Below are 18,428 nucleotides of genomic sequence, written 5' to 3'. Positions count from 1 at the left end.
CCCGCCCCGCGGGTCCCTCCGTACAAAACCGCCCGATAAGGTGTTAATCCAACATTCATCGATGGCCCATAGCCTCCCCGGGCTAGCCTCGAGCTGAACGCCATCGTCCGACCGGGAGGCGGAACCCCCGTGCAAGGCACTGTGTCGACACCAGGAACCTCGGCGGTGACCAGCGGCGGCCAGGGGGAGGCCTACCTCCTCGTCGTCGACGACGAACCGAACATCCGCGAACTGCTGTCCGCCTCGCTGCGCTTCTCCGGCTTCCGGGTGGCCTCCGCGGCGACCGGGGCCGAGGCGCTCCGGCTGATCGCGGCGGACCGCCCGGACCTGGTCGTCCTCGATGTGATGCTGCCCGACCTCGACGGCTTCACCGTCGTCGAGCGGCTGCGCGAGCAGACCAGCCGCGGCCTCATCGCGGGCCCCGCCCACGGCCACCCCGGCGACCACCTGCCGGTGCTCTTCCTCACCGCCAAGGACGGCGTCGGCGACAAGGTCCAGGGCCTGGCCGCGGGCGCCGACGACTACGTGACCAAGCCGTTCAGCCTGGAGGAGCTGATCGCCCGGATCCGCGCCATCCTGCGCCGCTCCGGCGGACCGGCCGAGGACGGCCGGCTGGCCGTCGCCGACCTCGTCCTCGACCCGATAGCCCACGAGGTCACCCGCGGCGGAAGCGTGGTCGCGCTCTCCCCGACCGAGTTCAAGCTGCTGCACTACCTGATGGCCAACGTCGGCCGGGTGGTCTCCAAGGCGCAGATCCTCGACCACGTCTGGGCCTACGACTTCGGCGGCGACCTCTCCATCGTCGAGTCGTACATCTCCTACCTGCGCCGCAAGCTCGACTCCGGTCCGGCGCACGGGCCCAAGCTGATCCACACCGTGCGCGGCATCGGCTACGCCCTGCGCCGCCCGCCGCAGGGCTGAGCAGCACGGAGTTGACCGCCGCCCCGTCCCGCCGGCTCGGCCGGCTGTCGCTGCGCGCCCGGCTGCTGGTGCTGCTGCTCGTGCTGGTCACCACCGGGCTGGTGATCAGCGACACCGTGGTGCTCGGCAGCGTCCGGCACCAGCTGGTGCAGCGGCTCGACGAGCAGCTGGAGCGCTACGCCGACCCGCTCGCCCGGCGCGCCCCGTCCCGGCTCAACTGGCCGGACGCCAAGCAGCAGCCGGCGGTCGGCGGCAAGCGCTCCGCCAGCCAGTACCTGGCCACCCTGCCCAGCCAGTACCTGGTCCAGTACCTGTCCGCCGACGGCAAGGTGCAGTTCGTGGTGCGCCAGCCGGTCTCCGAGAACGACCCGGCGCCGCAGCTGGCGGGCTTCGACCCCGCCAAGGTCGAGGCCGGCACCCCCTTCGACCTGCCCGACCAGCGCGGCGGCCGGCACCGCTGGCGGACGGTGGTGCTCCCGGTCCAGCGGCAGAGCTCCCAGACCGGCCCGTTCGCCGCGCCCGCGCCCAGCTCCGCCTACGTGATGGTCGCCGTCTCCCGGGAGGACATCGACGGCACCGTCGCCCGGCTGCGCACCGCCTTCCTCGGCATCGGCGGCGGCGTCCTGGTGGTGATCGCCGCGCTCGGTTTCTTCGCCGTCCGGACCGGGCTGCGGCCGCTGCGCCGGATCGAGGAGGGCGCCGAGCTGATCGCGGCCGGCGAGCTCTCCCACCGGATGCCCGAACTCGCGCCGCACACCGAGGTCGGCCGGCTCTCCATCGCGCTGAACGGCATGCTGGCGCAGATCGAGTCCGCGTTCGCCGCCCGCGCCGAGTCCGAGGCCCGGATGCGCCGGTTCGTCGCGGACGCCTCGCACGAGCTGCGCACCCCGCTGGCCGGCATCCGCGGCTTCGCCGAGCTCTACCGGATGGGCGCCCTGCCGACCGAGGCGGACGTGCGGCGCACCATGGGCCGGATCGAGAACGAGGCGGTGCGGATGGGCGCCCTCGTCGAGGACCTGCTGGTGCTCGCCCGGCTCGACGAGGAACGCCCGCTCGACCTCGCCCCGATGGACCTGCGCACGCTGGCCGCCGACGCCCTCCACGACCTCACCGCGCTCGACCCCAGCCGCCCGGTCGCGCTCACCGGCCCGGCCGGCGGCGGTCCGCCCGGACCCGCCCCGGTGCTCGGTGACGAGGCCCGGCTGCGCCAGGTGGTCACCAACCTGGTCGGCAACGCCGTCAAGCACACCCCGCCCGGCACCCCGGTGCGGATCGGCGTGGGCACCGACGACGGCCTCTGCCTGCTGGAGGTCGCCGACTCGGGGCCGGGCCTCACCGCCGACCAGGCCGCCTTGGTCTTCCACCGCTTCTACCGCGTCGACGCCTCCCGCAGCCGCCACGACCGGCGCGGCGGCGCCGGCCTGGGCCTCGCCATCGCCACCGCCCTCACCCACGCCCACGGCGGCGCCCTCACCCTCCACACCGCCCCCGGCAGCGGCGCCACCTTCCGCCTCGAACTCCCCCGCCAGCGCTGACCGCCAGCGCTGACCACCGGGGATCAGCCGAGCATCAGCCGGGGTCCGCCGGGCCGCCCTGCCCGGTCGGCAGGCCCTGGGCGAGCAGCCCGGCCTGGAAGCGGGAGGTCGCGCCGAGGGCGGTCATGAGCTCGGCGACCCGGCGGCGGTAGGTGCGCAGCGAGACGCCGAGCAGGCGGGCGCCGGTCTCGTCGGTGTGGCCGGCGGCGAGGGTGCGCAGGATCTGCCGGGCCTGGTCGGTCAGCGGGGGCGGCGGGACGGTGCAGTCGGCGAGGTCGGTGGCGGTCTCCCAGCTGGCGCGGAACAGCGAGCGCACGCCGTCGACGACCTCCGGGGTGTGCACCACGGTGTAGGTGGGGACGCCGCGCACCGGGGCGCCGGCCAGGATCGCGGTGCGGCGGTCGATGACGATGGCCTCCCGGGCGATCGGCCCGTCGGAGATCCGGACCTCGATGCCGCTCGCGGCGATCCGCCGCAGCCGCCGCTGCGACTCGGGGTCGGCGAGGGCGCGCCGGCTGTACAGCTTGCGCATGGTCAGACCGGGGACGACGCGCGGCCGCTTCCCCTCCCGGAAGGCCGCGTTGACGCCTGCCGACCAGGTCATCAGATCGGCCGCGGCGACCAGGAACTCCTCGCGCGAGGCGAGGAAGAGGTGGCCGGCCCGCTGGACGAGCTCGCGTTCGCCGTGCAGGGTGATGATCCGATCGGTGCTCATGGCAGCAAACTGCCAGATCGGACGGCCGTCCGGCGACCCCGGGCGAGGGTGGAGGGCATGACGACGACTCCTCAGGCCTCCGCCCCCGCCGCCGCCCCCGCCGCCGGTGCGGCCGGCACCTTCCTCCTCGGCGGCGAACTGCCGGTCTCCCGGATGGGATTCGGCGCGATGAAGCTGCCCTCCCGCGACTGGGAGGGCCCCGCCTGCGACCCCGGGCGGAGCCTGCGGGTGCTGCGCCGGGCGGTGGAGCTGGGCATCGACCACATCGACACCGCCTGGTTCTACTTCTTCCGCGACGTCTCCGCCAACGGCCTGATCCGCCAGGCCCTCCATCCCTACCGGGACGACCTGGTGATCGCCACCAAGGTCGGCCCCGGCCGCGAACCGGACGGTTCCTGGATGGACCCGGCCGACCGGGCCGGCCTGCGCGCCGCGGTCCACCGCAATCTGCGCGAACTCGGCGTGGACCGGCTCGACCTGGTCTACCTGCGCCGGCTGCCCAGCCAGTCCTCGATCGCCGAACCCTTCGCCGCGCTCGCCGAGTTGCGCGAGGAGGGGCTGATCGGCCGGCTGGGCGTCAGCAACGTCGACGCGGCGCAGCTGGCCGAGGCGGAGGCGATCGCCCCGGTGGTGGCGGTGCAGAACAGGTTCAGCGTGCTGGAGCGCGACGAGGCCGGTGAGCGGCTGCTGGCGGACTGCACCGAGCGGGGCATCGCCTTCGTCCCGTTCTACCCGCTTGGCGGAACCGGGGTGCCCGACCGCCCGGCCCTGCGCCGGGTCGCCGAGCGGCACGGCGCCACCCGGGCCCAGGTGATGGTGGCCTGGCTGCTGGCGCTGTCGCCGGCGGTGCTGGCCATCCCGGGGGCCTCCTCGCCGGACCACCTGGAGGAGAACACCGCCGCCGCCGCGCTGCGCCTGGACGCGGCCGACCTCGCGGACCTCGCCGAGGTGACAGTGCCTGCCAAGTAGGACTGTCTGACCAATCCTCCGCCTGGTTTCCCGGTCGGACGGCCGGGAAGGGCCTCGCCCGTACGCGAAAGGTCCCGCAAGTCCCAGGAGATCCCGGATGGCAGCGTCAGCAGCGTCCTCAGCGTCGGCACCACGTCCCGGGGTCTCCTTCCGCCGGGACCTCTCGGAGTGGCGGATCGTGCTGGTCGCCTGGCGACTGCTGGTGCTCCAGGCGTCCCATCCGGTGGTCGCGGCCGGGATGGACGAGCACTCCACCTACCGCGGCCACCCCTGGCGGCGGATCGAGCACACCCTCGGCAGCGGGCGGCGGCTCTTCCAGGCCGACCAGGAGCAGCTCTGGCGCGAGGTCAAGCGGCTCGACCGGGCGCACCGGCGGATCCGCGGCACGACCGGGGACGGCCGCGCCTACGACGCCCACGACCCGGCCACCCGGGCCTGGGTGCTGCTCACCCTCTTCGAATCGGTGGCCGCCATGCGGGAGTTGAGCGGCGACCCTTATACGGCCGACGAACTCGAAGCGCTCTACCGGGAGTTCGCCGACATCGCGGCGGTGTTCGGGCTGCCGCCCGGGGAGCTGCCCGAGACCGCCGCCGAGCTGCCCGGCTACCTGCGGCGGACGACCGCCGAGCGGCTGGAGTTCACCGGGACGGCGCGCCACCTGCTGTACGGGATGCTGCGCGAGGCGCCCTGCCCGCGCCGGCTGGGCTTCCTCGGGCCGGCCGGCTGGCGGGTGCTGCGGTGGGTGGTGGCCAAGGCGGTCACCGAGCTGACCGTGGCGGACCTCCCAGCGGTGTACCGCGAGCGGTTCGGACTGGTCCCCACCCGCCGCGGGGCGCTGCTCTCCCGGCTGCTGCACGGCGGCGGCCGGCTGGTGCTGACCAGGCTGCCGGACCGCCTCCGCTACCGCGCCCCGGGCGTGCGCCCGCCGTCCCGGCCCCGGCGGATGCCGCGCCAGGACACCCGGCCGCCCCGGCTGGACCGCTTCTTCCGGGAGGTCCTCGACCAGACCGGGGACGGCTGGCTCACCGTCCGCGACCTCCAGGCGATGGCGCACAACGTCTGCTGGCGGCTGGAGCTCTCCGAGGACGGCGAGGCCCGGGTGTACGCCGCGTTCGAGGAGTGGTGGGAGCAGTTGCGGGCGGGCATGGACGCCGACGGCGACGGCCGGATCAGCCGGGAGGAGTTCATCGGTGCGACGCTGGCCGGCTGCGACCGCGACCCGGCGTACCTGGAGGGTGGCATGCTGCCCGCGCTGCGGGCGGTGTTCGCCGCGGCCGACGCCGACGGCGACGGCCTGCTGGACTTCGCCGAGTACCGGGTGCTGTTCGACGGGCGGCGCCTGCACCCGGCTGAACTCTCGCACGGCTTCCGCCAGTTGGACACCGACGGGGACGGTGTCATCACCGCCGCGGAGTTCCTGCGCGGCTTCGTCGACTACTTCACCGCCCGCGCCCCCTCCGCTTCCGGGACCCAGCTCCTCGGCCGTGCCTGATGGGTCGTCAGGAGATGCGCAGGGCGGCCTCGGTGTCGGCGACCAGTGCCCGGGCGGCGGCCACGGTGGCGGCGAGCGCCGCCGGTCCGTCGCCGGGGGCGGCGAGCAGGGCGCGGGCGCGCGGGGCGAAGCCGTCCGGGGCGCCGGGCAGGGTCCCGGCGACGGCGAGCGCGCCCTTCTCGTTGAGGCACCAGCGGCGGTCGGCCGCGTACAGCGCCTGCACCAGGACGCCGAGGGCGCGGGAGAGGCAGAGCGCGACGTACAGGACGTCGTCGCGGGCCGCGCCCTTGGCGGCCCCGTCGAGCAGGAACCCGGCCTCCCAGGTGCTCCCGGTCAGGGCGGCCCGCAGCAGCTCCGGGTAGACCGCGTACGCGCGCTGTCGATCCGTCAGCGCACCGGACGGGTCGGCGAGCACCTGGCCGAGGGCCAACTCGCCCACGTAGCAGGGTGACCAGAAGCCGAGCGGGTGCCCGGCCTGGATCCCGACCTCGTAGCGACCGGCCAGGCAGTCGGCCCGGACCCGGTCCACCCGGTCGAGGTCGCGCAGGATCCAGTCCACCCGGCCGAGGCCCTCGACGGTGAGCCAGGCCCCGCCGTCGACCCACGGCCCCCAGCCGCCCGGACCGGTCACCCCGGCGTCCGGCCCCGCCACCGCGCGCAGCGCGTCCAGGTCGAGCCCGGCACGGTAGTAGAGGCCCAAGTCCCAGTCGGAGTCCGGCCGGTGTTCGCCCCGGGCCCGGCTGCCGCCCAGCACGACGCCGACCACGCCCGGCACCTCGGCCAGCCGTCCGGCCATCTCCTCGACGATCGTTCGCATGGGGTGGGAGTCTGGCACGGCAGTGCGGAAGGCGCCGGCATGAGCGGGAACGGCGGATCCAGGATCATGCCTACGGCATCACGTGCCGGTCACCGGCCGGCCACGGGATGGAGCTGATCACCCGCCCCTGCGGCAGCCCACCCGGCGCCGGGGGAGCGGCCGCTCCGCCCGGCCGGTCCGATTGGGCCGTCCTGTATGAGCACCCGGCTGTCAATGCTACGGATCGTCCAGATTTCCCACCCCACCCGCCCGGCCGCTCGTTGTGGCCGGGCGGGTGTCCTTACAGACTGTGCGCACGGCATCGCCGCTGGTCGGCCACAGGCCCAACCCCACCCCGCCCGCATCATCCGCGTAAGGGTGATGGATACTGTGCTTGTGAACGTGTTCACGTTCACAAGCGGACAAGCTTGCCGCTTGGGCGGCGGTCTCCGGCTAGTCATGAGAAGTTTGTCCGATATGTGACCTCAGAGGGTCGGTTGGAGAGAGGGCGACGTGGAACTGGCAATCGCTCACGAGACCATCGCGCGATGGCAATTCGGCATCACCACCGTCTACCACTTCCTCTTCGTCCCGCTCACCATCAGCCTCGCCGCGATAGTCGCCGGGCTGGAGACCGCGTGGGTGCGGACGGACAAGGAGAAGTACTTCCACGCCACCAAGTTCTGGGGGAAGCTCTTCCTGATCAACATCGCGATGGGCGTGGTCACCGGCATCGTCCAGGAGTTCCAGTTCGGCATGAACTGGTCCGACTACTCCCGCTTCGTCGGTGACGTCTTCGGCGCCCCGCTCGCGATGGAGGCGCTGATCGCCTTCTTCTTCGAGTCGACCTTCATCGGCCTGTGGATCTTCGGCTGGGACAAGCTGCCCCGGAAGCTGCACTGCGCCTGCATGTGGATGGTCGCGCTCGGCACCGTGCTCTCCGCCTACTTCATCCTGGCGGCCAACTCCTGGATGCAGCACCCGGTCGGCTACGCGATCGACCCGGCGACCGGGAAGGCCCAGCTCAACGACATCGCGCGGGTGCTGTTCCAGGACACCACCGTCACCGTCGTCCTGCACACCCTGACCGCGGCCTTCCTGACCGGTGCGGCGTTCATGGTGGGCATCGCCTCCTTCCACCTCTGGAAGGCCAAGCACAAGCCGGCCACCGCCAACCCCAAGCGGGTCGCCGCGATGCGCACCTCGCTGCGGCTCGGCCTGGTCATCGCCGTCATCGCCGGCCTCGGCACCGCGCTCAGCGGCGACCAGCTCGCCAAGGTCATGTTCCGCCAGCAGCCGATGAAGATGGCCGCCGCCGAGGCGCTCTGGGACACCAAGGCCCCCGCGCCGTTCTCGGTCTTCGCGGTCGGCGACGTCAGCAAGGGCCACAACTCGGTCGAGCTGGAGATCCCCGCGGCGCTGTCCTTCCTCGCCAACAGCGACTTCAGCTCCGCCGTCCCCGGCATCAACGACACCGCCGCGGCCGAGGCCGCCAAGCACGGCGGCGACCCCAAGGACTACATCCCGAGCATCTTCGTCACCTACTGGGGCTTCCGCCTCATGATCGGCTTCGGGATGACCTCCTTCGTGGCCGGCCTGATCGGACTCTGGACCACCCGCAGGAAGCGGTTCCTGGCCCCGGAGTTCCGCACCGGCGACGACGAGGTGCCGAGGCTGATGCTCACCCCGAAGCGGGAGCTGGGCCCGTTCCTCACCAAGTGGAGCTGGCGGATCGGCATCCTCACCATGGGCTTCCCGCTGATCGCCAACAGCTTCGGCTGGATCTTCACCGAGATGGGCCGCCAGCCCTGGGCCGTCTTCGGCCTGATGACCACCGCCAGCGCCGTCTCCCCCAACGTGAGCGTCGGCACCCAGATCGGCGCGCTGACCACCTTCACCGCGCTGTACGCGATCCTCGCCGTCATCGAGGTCAGGCTGCTGGTCAAGTACGCCAAGGCCGGCCCGGCCACCGACGAGCAGCCGCCCGCCAAGGACCCGTCCCTGCGCGGCCCGGCCGCCGACGACGACGCCGACAAGCCGCTCGCCTTCGCCTACTGAGGCCCCCGAGGATCGATAGGACCGACACACCATGGAACTTCACGACGTCTGGTTCGTCCTGATCGCCGTCCTCTGGATCGGCTACTTCTTCCTGGAGGGCTTCGACTTCGGCATCGGCGTCCTCACCAAGACGCTGGCCCGCAACACCACCGAGCGGCGGGTGCTGATCAACACCATCGGCCCGGTCTGGGACGGCAACGAGGTCTGGCTGCTGACCGCGGGCGGTGCCACCTTCGCGGCCTTCCCGGACTGGTACGCCACCCTGTTCAGCGGCTTCTACATCCCGCTGCTGATCATCCTGGTCTGCCTGATCGTGCGCGGCGTCGCCTTCGAGTACCGGGCCAAGCGGCCCGAACCGCGCTGGCAGCGCAACTGGGAGGAGGCGATCTTCTGGACCTCGCTGATCCCGGCCTTCCTCTGGGGCGTCGCCTTCGCCAACATCGTGCGCGGCGTGGACATCGACGCCGAGAAGAACTTCGTCGGCACCTTCTGGGACCTGCTCAACCCGTACGCGCTGCTCGGCGGCCTGGTGACGCTGGCGCTGTTCGTCTTCCACGGCGCGGTGTTCGCCGCGCTCAAGACGGTCGGCGGGATCCGCGAGCGGGCCCGGGCCACCGCCCTGCGGGTCGGACTGGCGACGGCGGCGCTCGCCGCGGTCTTCCTGATCTGGACCCAGGCCGACCACGGCAACGGCTGGAGCCTCGCCGCCCTGGTGATCGCCGTGCTGGCGCTGGTCGGCGCGCTCGGCGCCAACCACGTGGCCCGCGAGGGCTGGGCGTTCGTCCTCTCGGGCGTCACCGTCGTGGCCGCCGTCGCGATGCTCTTCCTGTCGCTCTTCCCCGACGTCATGCCGTCCACGCTGAACCCGGAGTGGAGCCTGACGGTGAGCAACTCGGCCTCCGCGGCCTACACGCTCAAGCTGATGACCATCGTGGCGGTGATCTTCACCCCGCTCGTGCTGCTCTACCAGGGCTGGACGTACTGGGTGTTCCGCAAGCGGATCGGCGTCCAGCACATCCCCGGGCACGACCCGGCCGCCGCCCTCGACAAGGTCTGACGCCATGAAGCCGGTCGACCCCCGACTCCTCGGGTACGCCCGCACCACCCGGACCTTCCTCGCCGGGACCGTCCTCCTGGGCGCCGTGAACGCGGCCCTGGTGGTCGCCCAGGCGGGCCTGATCGCCGAACTCGTGGTCCGCGGCTTCCAGCAGCGGACCGGGCTCGACGAGCTCACCGCGCCGCTGGCGCTGCTGGTGCTCACCGCGATCGGGCGCGGGCTGGTCGGCTGGCTCACCGAACTGACCGCGCACCGCTCCGTCGCCCGGGTGAAGTCCACCCTGCGGCGCAAGCTGCTCGACCACGCCACCGCGCTCGGCCCGGCCCACCCGGCGGGCCGGCGCACCGGCGAACTCACCGCCCTCGCCACCCGGGGCGTGGACGCCCTCGACGACTACTTCGCCCGCTACCTGCCGCAGCTGGCGCTCGCCGTGGTCGTCCCGGCCGCCGTGCTGCTGCGGATCGTCGGCGCCGACGCCACCTCGGCCGCCGTCATCGCCGGCACCCTGCCGCTGATCCCGCTGTTCATGGTGCTGATCGGGATGGCCACCCAGGCCCGGATGGACCGCCAGTGGACCACCCTCTCCCGGCTCTCCCACCACTTCCTGGACGTGGTCGCCGGACTGCCCACGCTCAAGGTCTTCAACCGGGCCCGCGCCCAGGCCGCCACCATCGCGAAGATCACCGCCGACTACCGCAGGGCCACCCTGCGCACCCTGCGGATCGCCTTCGTCTCCTCCTTCGCCCTGGAGCTGCTCTCCACCCTCTCGGTCGCGCTGGTCGCCGTCTCGATCGGCTTCCGGCTGGTGAACGGGAGCCTCGACCTGGAGACCGGGCTGCTGATCCTGATCCTCGCGCCCGAGGTCTACTTCCCGATCCGCCAGGTCGGCGCCCTCTACCACTCCAGCGTCGAGGGCCTGACCGCCGCCGACCGGATCTTCGAGGTGCTCCAGACCCCGCTGCCGGCCGCCGGCACGGTGCCCGCGCCCGCGCTCGCCGGGGCCGTCGTCGAGGCCGACGGCCTCACCGTGCGCTTCGCCGACCGCACCGCGCCCGCCCTCGACGGCGCCGCGCTGGTGCTGCGCCCGGGCGAGACCGTGGCGCTCACCGGCCCGTCCGGCGCCGGGAAGTCCACCCTGCTCGGCGTCCTGCTCGGCCTCACCGCCCCGGACGCCGGCACCGTCCGGATCACCGCCGCCGACGGGCGCGCCCACGACCTGGCCGAACTGGACCCGGAGAGCTGGCGGCGGCAGATCGCCTGGGTGCCGCAGCACCCGCACCTGTTCGCCGGCACCGTCGGCGACAACCTGCGGCTCTACCGGCCGGAGGCCACCGACGAGCAGCTGTGGACGGCGCTGGGCGCGGCGCACGCCCTCGACTTCGTCACCCGGCTGGACACCCCCCTCGGCGAGGACGGCGCCGGACTCTCCGCCGGCCAGCGCCAGCGGCTCGCGCTCGCCCGGGTGCTGCTCGCCGACGACCGGCCGCTCGTCCTGCTCGACGAGCCCACCGCCAACCTCGACGGCGCCTCCGAGGCGGCCGTGGTGGACACCGTCCGGGCGCTGGCCGCCGACCCGGCGCGCACCGTGCTGCTGGTCGCGCACCGGCCCGCGCTGCTGGCCGCCGCCGACCGGCAGGTCCGGCTGGACGGCCCCGCCGCTCCCCCGGCCTCCGAGGCGGCCGTCCCCGTCCTCGCGCACCGCGGCCGGCCCACCCGGCCGGCCCCGCAGGACGGCCCGGCGCCCGGCAAGGACGCCGTCAAGCCCCGGCTCGCCCTCTCGGTCCTGCTCGGCTCGCTCGCCCTCGGCTGCGCCGTCGCGCTGATGGCCACCTCCGGCTACCTCATCTCCCGCGCCTCCGAGATGCCGCCCGTCCTGCACCTGATGATGGCCGTCACCGCGGTGCGCGCCTTCGGCATCGGCCGCAGTGTCTTCCGCTACGCCGAGCGGCTGGTCTCGCACGACGCCGTGCTGCGCACCCTCGGCACCCTGCGCGCCGCCGTCTACCGCCGGCTCACCGCGCTCGCCCCGGCCGCGCTGCCCGCGTTCCGCCGCGGCGACCTGCTCTCCCGGCTGGTCGCCGACGTCGACGCCGTCCAGGACCACTACCTGCGCTGGCGCCTGCCGGCCGCCGTGGCCGCGGTGGTCTCGCTGGCCGCCGCCCTCGCCATGGGCGCCTTCCTGCCCGCCGCCGGGCTGGTGCTCGGACTCGGCCTGCTGCTGGCCGGCCTGGTGGTGCCCGCGCTGGCCGCCCGCTGGTCGGCCGCCGCCGAGCGCCGCCAGGCCCCGGCCCGCGGCAGGCTCGCCACCACCGTGCTGGACGCCTTCAGCGGGACCGCCGAACTCACCGTCGCCGGGGCGCTGCCCGGCCGGCTCGCCGCCGTCCGCGCCGCCGACACCGCGCTGACCGGGCTGGCCGCCCGCTCGGCCGCCACCGCCGCGCTCGGCACCGGGCTGATCACCCTGCTCACCGGCCTCACCGTGGCCGCCGCCGCGGCCGTCGGCCTGCGCGGCGTGGAGTCCGGGGCGCTCGCCCCGGTCTGCCTGGCGGTGGTCGTGCTCACCCCGCTGGCCGCCTTCGAGGCGGTCACCGGCATGCCGCTCGCCGTCCAGGCCCGCCGGCGCAGCCAGGCCGCCTCGGCCCGGCTGGACGAGGTGCTGGACGCGCCCGACGCCGTCGCCGAACCGGCCGCGCCGAAGGCCCTGCCCGAGCGGCCGCTGCCGATCGCCGTCCGCGGGCTGACCGCCCGCCACCCCGGCCAGGACCGCGACGCGCTGGCCGGCGTCGACCTCGACCTCACCGCGGGCCGCCGGATCGCCGTGGTCGGCCCCTCCGGCTCCGGCAAGACCACCCTGGCCCAGGCGCTGCTGCGCTTCCTGGACCAGGACGCCGGGAGCGTGCGGCTCGCCGCCGGCGGTCCGCAGGCCGTGGACAGCCGGGAACTCGCCGGGGAGGACGTCCGCCGGGTGATCGGGCTCTGCGCCCAGGACGCGCACGTCTTCGACAGCTCGCTGCGCGAGAACCTGCGCCTGGCCCGGCCGGAGGCGGACGAGGAGGAGCTGCGCGCGGCCCTCGCCGCCGCCCGGCTGCTGGACTTCACCGAGTCCCTGCCCGACGGCCTGGACACCATGGTCGGCGAGCACGGCGCCCGTCTCTCCGGCGGCCAGCGCCAGCGGCTCGCCCTGGCCCGGGCGCTGCTCGCCGACTTCCCGGTGCTGGTCCTGGACGAGCCGGCCGAGCACCTCGACCTGCCCACCGCCGACGCCCTCACCGCCGACCTGCTCACCGCGACCGCCGGCCGCACCACCGTCCTGATCACCCACCGGCTGGCCGGCCTCGACGACAGCACCGTCGACGAGGTCCTCGTCCTGGACGCCGGCCGGGTCGTCGAGCGCGGCCGTTGGTCCGACCTGACCGCCCGCCCCGGCGGCCGCCTCCGGCGGATGCGGGACCGCGAACGGGAGGCCGACGCGCTGCCGCTCGCGGTCGGATGACCGGGGCGGGCCCTTCTGCCCGTCGCGTCGTTACTTCTGTCGAAAACCGTACAAACTACGCTCTTCACCATGGACCCCACGCCAGACCTGCCCGACTTCACCCCGCCGGCGCCGGAGCCCGACCAGGCGCCGCACCGGGTGCCCGAGATCTCCTCGCTCGGGCTGGACACGCTGGTCACCGAGGTGTCCGAGCGGTTGCAGTCCGCCGCCGCCGTCACCGACCGGATGCAGCGGCTGCTGGAGGCGGTCGTGTCGGTCGGTGCCGGTCTCGACCTGCACGCGACCCTGCACCGGATCGCCGCCGGCGCCGCCGAGCTGGTGGACGCCCGGTACGCGGCGCTCGGGGTGGTCGCGCCCGGCGGGCAGGGGCTGCAGGACTTCATCCACGTCGGCGTCGAGGACGAGACCGTCCAGGAGATCGGCGAGCTGCCGGTCGGCCGGGGCATCCTCGGCGCGCTGATCGACCGGCCCGAGCCGCTGCGGCTCAGCGACCTCACCGCCGATCCGCGCTCCTACGGCTTCCCGCCGCACCACCCGGCGATGAAGACCTTCCTCGGCGAGCCGATCCGGATCCGCGACGAGGTGTTCGGCAACCTCTACCTGACCGAGAAGCGCAGTGGCGGCGCCTTCACCCCGGAGGACGAGCAGGTGGTGCACGCACTGGCCGCCGCGGCCGGCGTCGCGATCGAGAACTCCCGCCTCTACGAGGAGGGCCGGCGCCGGGAGCGGTGGATCGCGGGCGCGGCCGCCGTCACCACCGCGCTGCTCTCCACCGACGAGGCCGAGGTGGCGCTCACCGTCGCGGCCGAGCAGGTCCGGGAGCTGGCGGACGCCGCGCTCGGGATGATCCTGCTGCCGACCGTCGACGGCCAGATGCGGGTGGCGCACGCCTCCGGGGAGGCGGCCGAGTTCCTCCAGGGCGAGCTGATGCCGCCCGGCAGCGTCGCGGTCCAGCTCCTCAAGGGGGAGAGCGTCCACCTCGACGACATGTCCACCGACCCGACCGTGGTGATCCGGCTCGCCCGCAGCTTCGGGCCCTCGCTGGCCGTGCCGATGGTCGCCGCCGGCCGGGTGCTCGGCGGGCTCTGCGTCTGGCGCTCGCGCGGCGCCGTGCCGTTCTCCGAGGCCGAGAAGCAGCTCGCCGAGACCTTCGCCTCGCAGGCCGCGCTCGCGCTGCGGCTGGCCGAGGGCCAGCGCGACCAGCAGCGGCTCGCGGTCTTCCAGGACCGCGACCGGATCGCCCGCGACCTCCACGACCTGGTCATCCAGCGGCTGTTCGCCACCGGCATGATGCTGGAGGGCGCCGCCCGGCGCGCCATCGTCCCCGAGGTGAAGGTCCGCATCGGCGAGGCGGTGGACGAGCTGGACGCCACCATCCAGGAGGTCCGCACCACCATCTACGCGCTCCAGCACGACGACCAGGGCGACGAGCCGGACACCCTGCGGACCCGGGTGCTGCGCGAGTGCAGCCAGGCCGCGGCGGCGCTCGGCTTCAAGCCCTCGGTCTCCTTCGTCGGCCCGGTGGAGAGCCTGGTCGGCGAGAAGACCGGCCGTCAGCTGCTCGCGGCGCTGCGGGAGATGCTGTCCAACACGGCCCGGCACGCCCGGGCCTCCCGGGTCGGCGTGGAGGTCGACGCGACCGTGCACCTGGACGACGGCGGCCGGCCGGTCGGCGGCGACCCGGAGTCGCTGGACCGGGGCGGGCGGCCCGGCGTCCTGCTGACCGTCACCGACGACGGCGTCGGCATCCCCGAGGGCGGGCGGCGCAGCGGCCTGCGGAACCTGACCCGGCGCGCCGAGGCGCTCGGCGGCGACGCCTGGCACGAGCGGGGCCCGTACGGCAGGGGCACCCGGGTGCGCTGGACCGCCCGGCTGTGAACGCCCGTCCGAAGGGTGGGACGCCGCCCGGACGTCTTCGAGCAGTTTGTAAACGACGGGGATCGGTGCCGGGTTTGGTTGGCGCGCGGTTGGTGTGCACTCGGTGAAAGTTTAACGAGAGAGAACTTCCCGGCCAACGGAGCAAGTTGTGCATTTCGCAGCCTTCCGGCGCTCTCGTGTGCACACATAGCTTTACTCCCGTCTCGGAGAGGAACCGGACTGTGGGGGAGCAGTGGACGCGTCGAGCCGCGGTCACACCGCAGCAGGGGCAAGTCGAGGGGGGTTCCGGGCCGAACGGGCACCGGACGGGCGGTACCGCTGGCAGCTGAAGGCGCCGAACGGCCGGGTGGTCGCGGTCACCCCGGCCGCGTACGAAACGGCCGGGGAGGCGGAGCGCGGCTTCGACGGCTTACGGGTCGCCGCGGAGGGGCTCACCGCCCGGATCACGCACGTCCGGGACGGCATCGGCTGGATCTGGGTGATCCCCGGATCGCGCGCGCTGCCGGAGGTGCGGTCCAGCCGTGCCTACGAGCGGTACGCGACCTGCCAGAACGCCTTCCGGCGCTTCGTCGTGCTGCTGGCCAAGCAGCCCGCCCTGGAACTGCCGGAACTACACGAACTCGCCGAACGGGGGCCGTCGTTGAGAACGTCCGATGTCCACTGACCGGCGCGGGCCGCGGCTGCTGACCGTCCCGGTCGGCGACCGCGCGCTGTCCTGGACGCTGCGCGCGGCGAACGGGCGGCAGCTCGGCGTCGGCGTGCGGACCTACCGGGGTGAGGCCGAACTGGCCGAGGCCGTCAGGGAGTTGATCATCGAGCGGGCCGCGCTGCGGTGCGCCGTCGGCCAGTCCGAGGCGCGGCTGTGGGTGTGGACGGCGTACCTGCCGCTGCGCACCACCCGCCCGGGCGCCGCCGACGCCGCCGGGCCGGTGGCCCGCAGCGCCCGCGGGTACCTGCGGCGCGACCAGTGCCAGGCCGGCGTGACCGGCTTCCTCGCCGGACTCCAGCGACTGGGGCAGGACCTGCGCCGCCCCGGGCGGGACGACGCCTGGCCGTTCTGACGGCCCGTCCGCCCCTCCCGCAGCCGCCTTCGGGCGGCTTCTCGCGTTGGCCCCGGCCACGCCCCCGCTTCCCCCTCTTCCGGTGAAGCGCAGGTATCCGGCAACCCCCCGAGCCGACACCTGGAGAAGAACGTCACCGGCCTCTGACCTGCGGTTATCCCCCCCTCTGCGGGCCCGCTGACCTGTTGCTAAACCTCTCCGAACCGAGATATCGACAATCGCCGGCGGCGACCGTCCACCCTTCCGACGGAACCGCGCCGCCCGACAGGATCGGCACTGCCGGAACGGGCCGCCGCGGACGCGGCTCCCGGCCCCGGGACTGACAAGCAGTACCCGGGCAAGCGATGTACGTCTCTCCCACCGGAGGAAGTGCAACATGCGCAAGACCGCTGCCAAGCTGCTCGCCGTCGCCGCCATCGCCACCTCGGTCGCCACCATCGCCGGCGGCACCGCCGTCGCCGACCCGGCCGCCGGTGTCACCCCCGCCGCGACCGACATCGTCGGCGTGGGCTCGGACACCACCCAGGCGCTGTTCAACAAGTTCTCCACGGACTACAACGCCTTCGTCGGCGCCTCGGGCACGAAGCTCTACAGCTACGACGCGACCGGCACCTCGCCGATCACCCCGAAGTCCGGCGCGCTGACCATCCCGCGTCCGAACGGCTCCGGCGCCGGCATCACCGCGCTGAACGCCAACAACAGCGCCACGCTCGACTTCGCGCGCTCCTCCCGCGGCCCGAAGAACGGCACCGGCGGCGACCCGGTGACCGACCTCTTCATCGCCTACGCCAAGGACGCGGTCTCCTGGGCCGCCCTCTCCACGGGCAGCCACGCTCCGGCGAACCTCACCACGGACCAGCTGACCAAGATCTACAACTGCACCTACACCACCTGGAACCAGATCGACCCGTCGCTGTCCACCGCCACGATCAAGGCGTTCCTGCCGCAGAACGGCTCGGGCACCCGCGCCTTCTTCCTCCAGGCGCTGGGCCTGACCAACCCGGGCACCTGCATCCAGGCCACCACCGTCCAGGAGAACCGCGGCACCGACGCGGTCCTGAACGACGTCGACGCGATCGTCCCCTACTCCGCCGCCCACTACATCGGCCAGGTCTACAACGGCCACAGCAGCGGCACGGACGCGGCCGGCCCGCTGTCCATCCGTTCGATCGACGGTGCGGCCCCGGTCGACCCGCTGACCAACACCCTGTCCGCCACCTTCGCCAACTCGGCGTTCGGCCGCTCGGTGTACAACGTCGTCCGCCAGGCCGACTGGAACGCCGGTGACGCGCGCGCCACCGCCCTGAAGGCGATCTTCAGCAAGGACGGCTGGATCTGCAAGAACGCGACCGCCATCGCGGACATCAAGAGCTACGGCTTCCGCACCCTGCCGGGCACCGCGTGCGGCACCATCTCCGTCCCCACCCCCTGATCTCCGCCCCGTAACACTCCGTAACACCCCGTAACACCCGGTGGCCGGGGGCGTCCGCGCCCCTGGCCACCGGCCGCGCGGGACCGCTCCACCGTCCGACGGCTCCACCGCACCACCGCTCCACCGCTCCACGCAGGGCAAGACACCACGGCCCCACGGCCGAACCGTTCCACGTTGCACACCTAGGAGAGCAGCATGTCCCGCACCAGCACCCGCCTCGCCGCGATCGCCACCACCGTCGTGATCGCCACCACCGGCCTGACCGTCTCCGCCGTGGCCGACGCCGCCGCGGCCACCGCCCCGACCGGCTCCGCCGTGGTGAACGAGAGCAACAGCTTCCTGCTCAGCTCCCTGTCGGCGGGTGTCCTGGTCTTCGCGCTGCCGAACGCCACCGGTTCCTACGACAGCACCAAGGGCCTGTCGGCGTCCTTCCCGGTGACCGGCGGCTCCGCGAACCTCCCGGGTTTCTACGGCAACGTCCAGCTCGGCGGCGGCCTGCTCTTCGTCAACCTCCGCACCGGCAAGAGCGCGGTCTTCAAGAACCTGGCCTTCCGCATCGACACCTGGCAGGTCACCGGCGTCCTGGAGGGCACCTCCGCTCCGGTCGCGCTGCTGGACCCGGCCGGCGACACCGTGGTGACCGGCACCCAGGCGGACGGCAAGCTGGAGTCCTCCGACCTCCAGGTGGACGACGAGGGCGCGAAGTTCCTCGACTCGAAGCTCAACACCACCTTCTTCCAGGCGGGTCAGTCGGTGGGCTCCTTCAGCTTCTCCTTCAAGGCCGGCAGCTGACACGGGGTCGAACCCGGTAGCGGTGGCGGGGTCCGGTGTCCGGACCCCGCTGTTCCGTGCTCCGGGGAAAGACGAGGTTCGGGGTCCAACGGGCCTGGTTCGCAGGCGTGTTGTGGCCCCGTACATCCGGGCGATCCGAGCCGTCCATGTACGGCTGGCCGAATGGTGACGGACCATCGGCGGCTTCTGGCCAGTCACATGTCCACGGTCCGGCCGGTTCCCTCGTCTA

At 73.5% G+C, this 18,428-nt stretch carries 14 protein-coding genes; 12 read left to right on the top strand and 2 right to left on the bottom strand.

Annotated features, from left to right (window positions below; genetic code table 11):
• Positions 1–165: 165 nt before the first annotated feature.
• Both ACFZBX_RS05335 and ACFZBX_RS05330 read left to right on the top strand, forming a co-directional pair.
• The gene (locus tag ACFZBX_RS05335; RefSeq protein ID WP_391531627.1) at positions 166–921 is read left to right on the top strand and encodes a response regulator transcription factor; all 756 of its coding nucleotides are present in this window, start codon (positions 166–168) and stop codon (positions 919–921) included.
• Between the two features lie 11 nt (positions 922–932).
• A complete protein-coding gene (locus ACFZBX_RS05330; RefSeq protein ID WP_391531626.1) occupies positions 933–2,456 on the top strand; it encodes a sensor histidine kinase in 1,524 nt (507 codons plus the stop codon).
• A 34-nt stretch (positions 2,457–2,490) separates the two neighbouring features.
• On the opposite strand, the gene ACFZBX_RS05325 is transcribed toward ACFZBX_RS05330, so the two are convergent.
• A complete protein-coding gene (locus tag ACFZBX_RS05325; protein WP_391531625.1) occupies positions 2,491–3,171 on the bottom strand; it encodes a DNA-binding response regulator in 681 nt (226 codons plus the stop codon).
• Between the two features lie 57 nt (positions 3,172–3,228).
• Here ACFZBX_RS05325 and ACFZBX_RS05320 point away from each other — a divergent pair, with 57 nt between their 5' ends.
• Both ACFZBX_RS05320 and ACFZBX_RS05315 read left to right on the top strand, forming a co-directional pair.
• Positions 3,229–4,140 (top strand): aldo/keto reductase, encoded by a 912-nt coding sequence (locus tag ACFZBX_RS05320; RefSeq protein WP_391531624.1) that lies wholly within the window; start codon positions 3,229–3,231, stop codon positions 4,138–4,140.
• A gap of 97 nt (positions 4,141–4,237) precedes the next feature.
• Positions 4,238–5,632 carry an oxygenase MpaB family protein gene (locus ACFZBX_RS05315; RefSeq protein WP_391531623.1) on the top strand — a complete coding sequence of 465 codons (1,395 nt, stop codon included), beginning with the start codon at positions 4,238–4,240 and terminating at the stop codon, positions 5,630–5,632.
• 7 nt (positions 5,633–5,639) lie between these two features.
• Here the strand turns inward: ACFZBX_RS05315 and ACFZBX_RS05310 are convergent, their stop codons facing one another.
• The gene (locus ACFZBX_RS05310) at positions 5,640–6,449 is read right to left on the bottom strand and encodes a nucleotidyltransferase domain-containing protein (protein WP_391531622.1); all 810 of its coding nucleotides are present in this window, start codon (positions 6,447–6,449) and stop codon (positions 5,640–5,642) included.
• A 492-nt stretch (positions 6,450–6,941) separates the two neighbouring features.
• On the opposite strand from ACFZBX_RS05310, the gene ACFZBX_RS05305 reads away from it, so the two are divergent.
• The 8 genes from ACFZBX_RS05305 (at position 6,942) to ACFZBX_RS05270 (ending at position 18,199) form a co-directional block, all read left to right on the top strand.
• Positions 6,942–8,486 (top strand): cytochrome ubiquinol oxidase subunit I, encoded by a 1,545-nt coding sequence (locus ACFZBX_RS05305; protein WP_391531621.1) that lies wholly within the window; start codon positions 6,942–6,944, stop codon positions 8,484–8,486.
• A gap of 31 nt (positions 8,487–8,517) precedes the next feature.
• On the top strand, positions 8,518–9,543 hold the full coding sequence (cydB, locus tag ACFZBX_RS05300; protein ID WP_391531620.1) for a cytochrome d ubiquinol oxidase subunit II: 1,026 nt from the start codon (positions 8,518–8,520) through the stop codon (positions 9,541–9,543).
• A gap of 4 nt (positions 9,544–9,547) precedes the next feature.
• Positions 9,548–13,036, top strand: coding sequence for a thiol reductant ABC exporter subunit CydD (cydD, locus tag ACFZBX_RS05295; RefSeq protein WP_391531619.1), 3,489 nt, complete (start codon positions 9,548–9,550; stop codon positions 13,034–13,036).
• 69 nt (positions 13,037–13,105) lie between these two features.
• Positions 13,106–14,914: a GAF domain-containing sensor histidine kinase gene (locus tag ACFZBX_RS05290; protein WP_391531618.1), complete on the top strand. Its 1,809-nt coding sequence runs from the start codon at positions 13,106–13,108 to the stop codon at positions 14,912–14,914.
• Positions 14,915–15,146: 232 nt separating this feature from the next.
• Entirely contained in the window at positions 15,147–15,578 is a 432-nt protein-coding gene (locus ACFZBX_RS05285; RefSeq protein WP_391531617.1) for a DUF1508 domain-containing protein, read from the top strand.
• Complete coding sequence (locus tag ACFZBX_RS05280; protein WP_391531616.1) at positions 15,568–15,975, top strand: hypothetical protein; 408 nt, start codon at positions 15,568–15,570, stop codon at positions 15,973–15,975. The genes ACFZBX_RS05285 and ACFZBX_RS05280 overlap by 11 nt, the downstream gene beginning before the upstream one ends.
• A 376-nt stretch (positions 15,976–16,351) precedes the next feature.
• On the top strand, positions 16,352–17,407 hold the full coding sequence (locus ACFZBX_RS05275; protein ID WP_391531615.1) for a PstS family phosphate ABC transporter substrate-binding protein: 1,056 nt from the start codon (positions 16,352–16,354) through the stop codon (positions 17,405–17,407).
• 195 nt (positions 17,408–17,602) lie between these two features.
• On the top strand, positions 17,603–18,199 hold the full coding sequence (locus ACFZBX_RS05270) for a hypothetical protein (RefSeq protein WP_391531614.1): 597 nt from the start codon (positions 17,603–17,605) through the stop codon (positions 18,197–18,199).
• The last annotated feature ends 229 nt before the right edge of the window (positions 18,200–18,428 follow it).

The sequence above is a fragment of the Kitasatospora sp. NPDC008115 genome, assembly GCF_042957205.1.
Classification (GTDB): Bacteria; Actinomycetota; Actinomycetes; order Streptomycetales; family Streptomycetaceae; genus Kitasatospora.
This window is presented reverse-complemented; position numbering and strand designations above follow the sequence as displayed.

Excerpts from the sequence above, each read along its gene's own strand:
- cydB (WP_391531620.1), top strand. The coding sequence starts at position 8,518 with ATGGAACTTCACGACGTCTGGTTCGTCCTGATCGCCGTCCTCTGGATC.
- ACFZBX_RS05310 (WP_391531622.1), bottom strand. The coding sequence starts at position 6,449 with ATGCGAACGATCGTCGAGGAGATGGCCGGACGGCTGGCCGAGGTGCCG.
- cydD (WP_391531619.1), top strand. The coding sequence starts at position 9,548 with ATGAAGCCGGTCGACCCCCGACTCCTCGGGTACGCCCGCACCACCCGG.
- ACFZBX_RS05280 (WP_391531616.1), top strand. The coding sequence starts at position 15,568 with ATGTCCACTGACCGGCGCGGGCCGCGGCTGCTGACCGTCCCGGTCGGC.
- ACFZBX_RS05290 (WP_391531618.1), top strand. The coding sequence starts at position 13,106 with ATGGACCCCACGCCAGACCTGCCCGACTTCACCCCGCCGGCGCCGGAG.
- ACFZBX_RS05320 (WP_391531624.1), top strand. The coding sequence starts at position 3,229 with ATGACGACGACTCCTCAGGCCTCCGCCCCCGCCGCCGCCCCCGCCGCC.
- ACFZBX_RS05315 (WP_391531623.1), top strand. The coding sequence starts at position 4,238 with ATGGCAGCGTCAGCAGCGTCCTCAGCGTCGGCACCACGTCCCGGGGTC.
- ACFZBX_RS05270 (WP_391531614.1), top strand. The coding sequence starts at position 17,603 with ATGTCCCGCACCAGCACCCGCCTCGCCGCGATCGCCACCACCGTCGTG.
- ACFZBX_RS05325 (WP_391531625.1), bottom strand. The coding sequence starts at position 3,171 with ATGAGCACCGATCGGATCATCACCCTGCACGGCGAACGCGAGCTCGTC.
- ACFZBX_RS05275 (WP_391531615.1), top strand. The coding sequence starts at position 16,352 with ATGCGCAAGACCGCTGCCAAGCTGCTCGCCGTCGCCGCCATCGCCACC.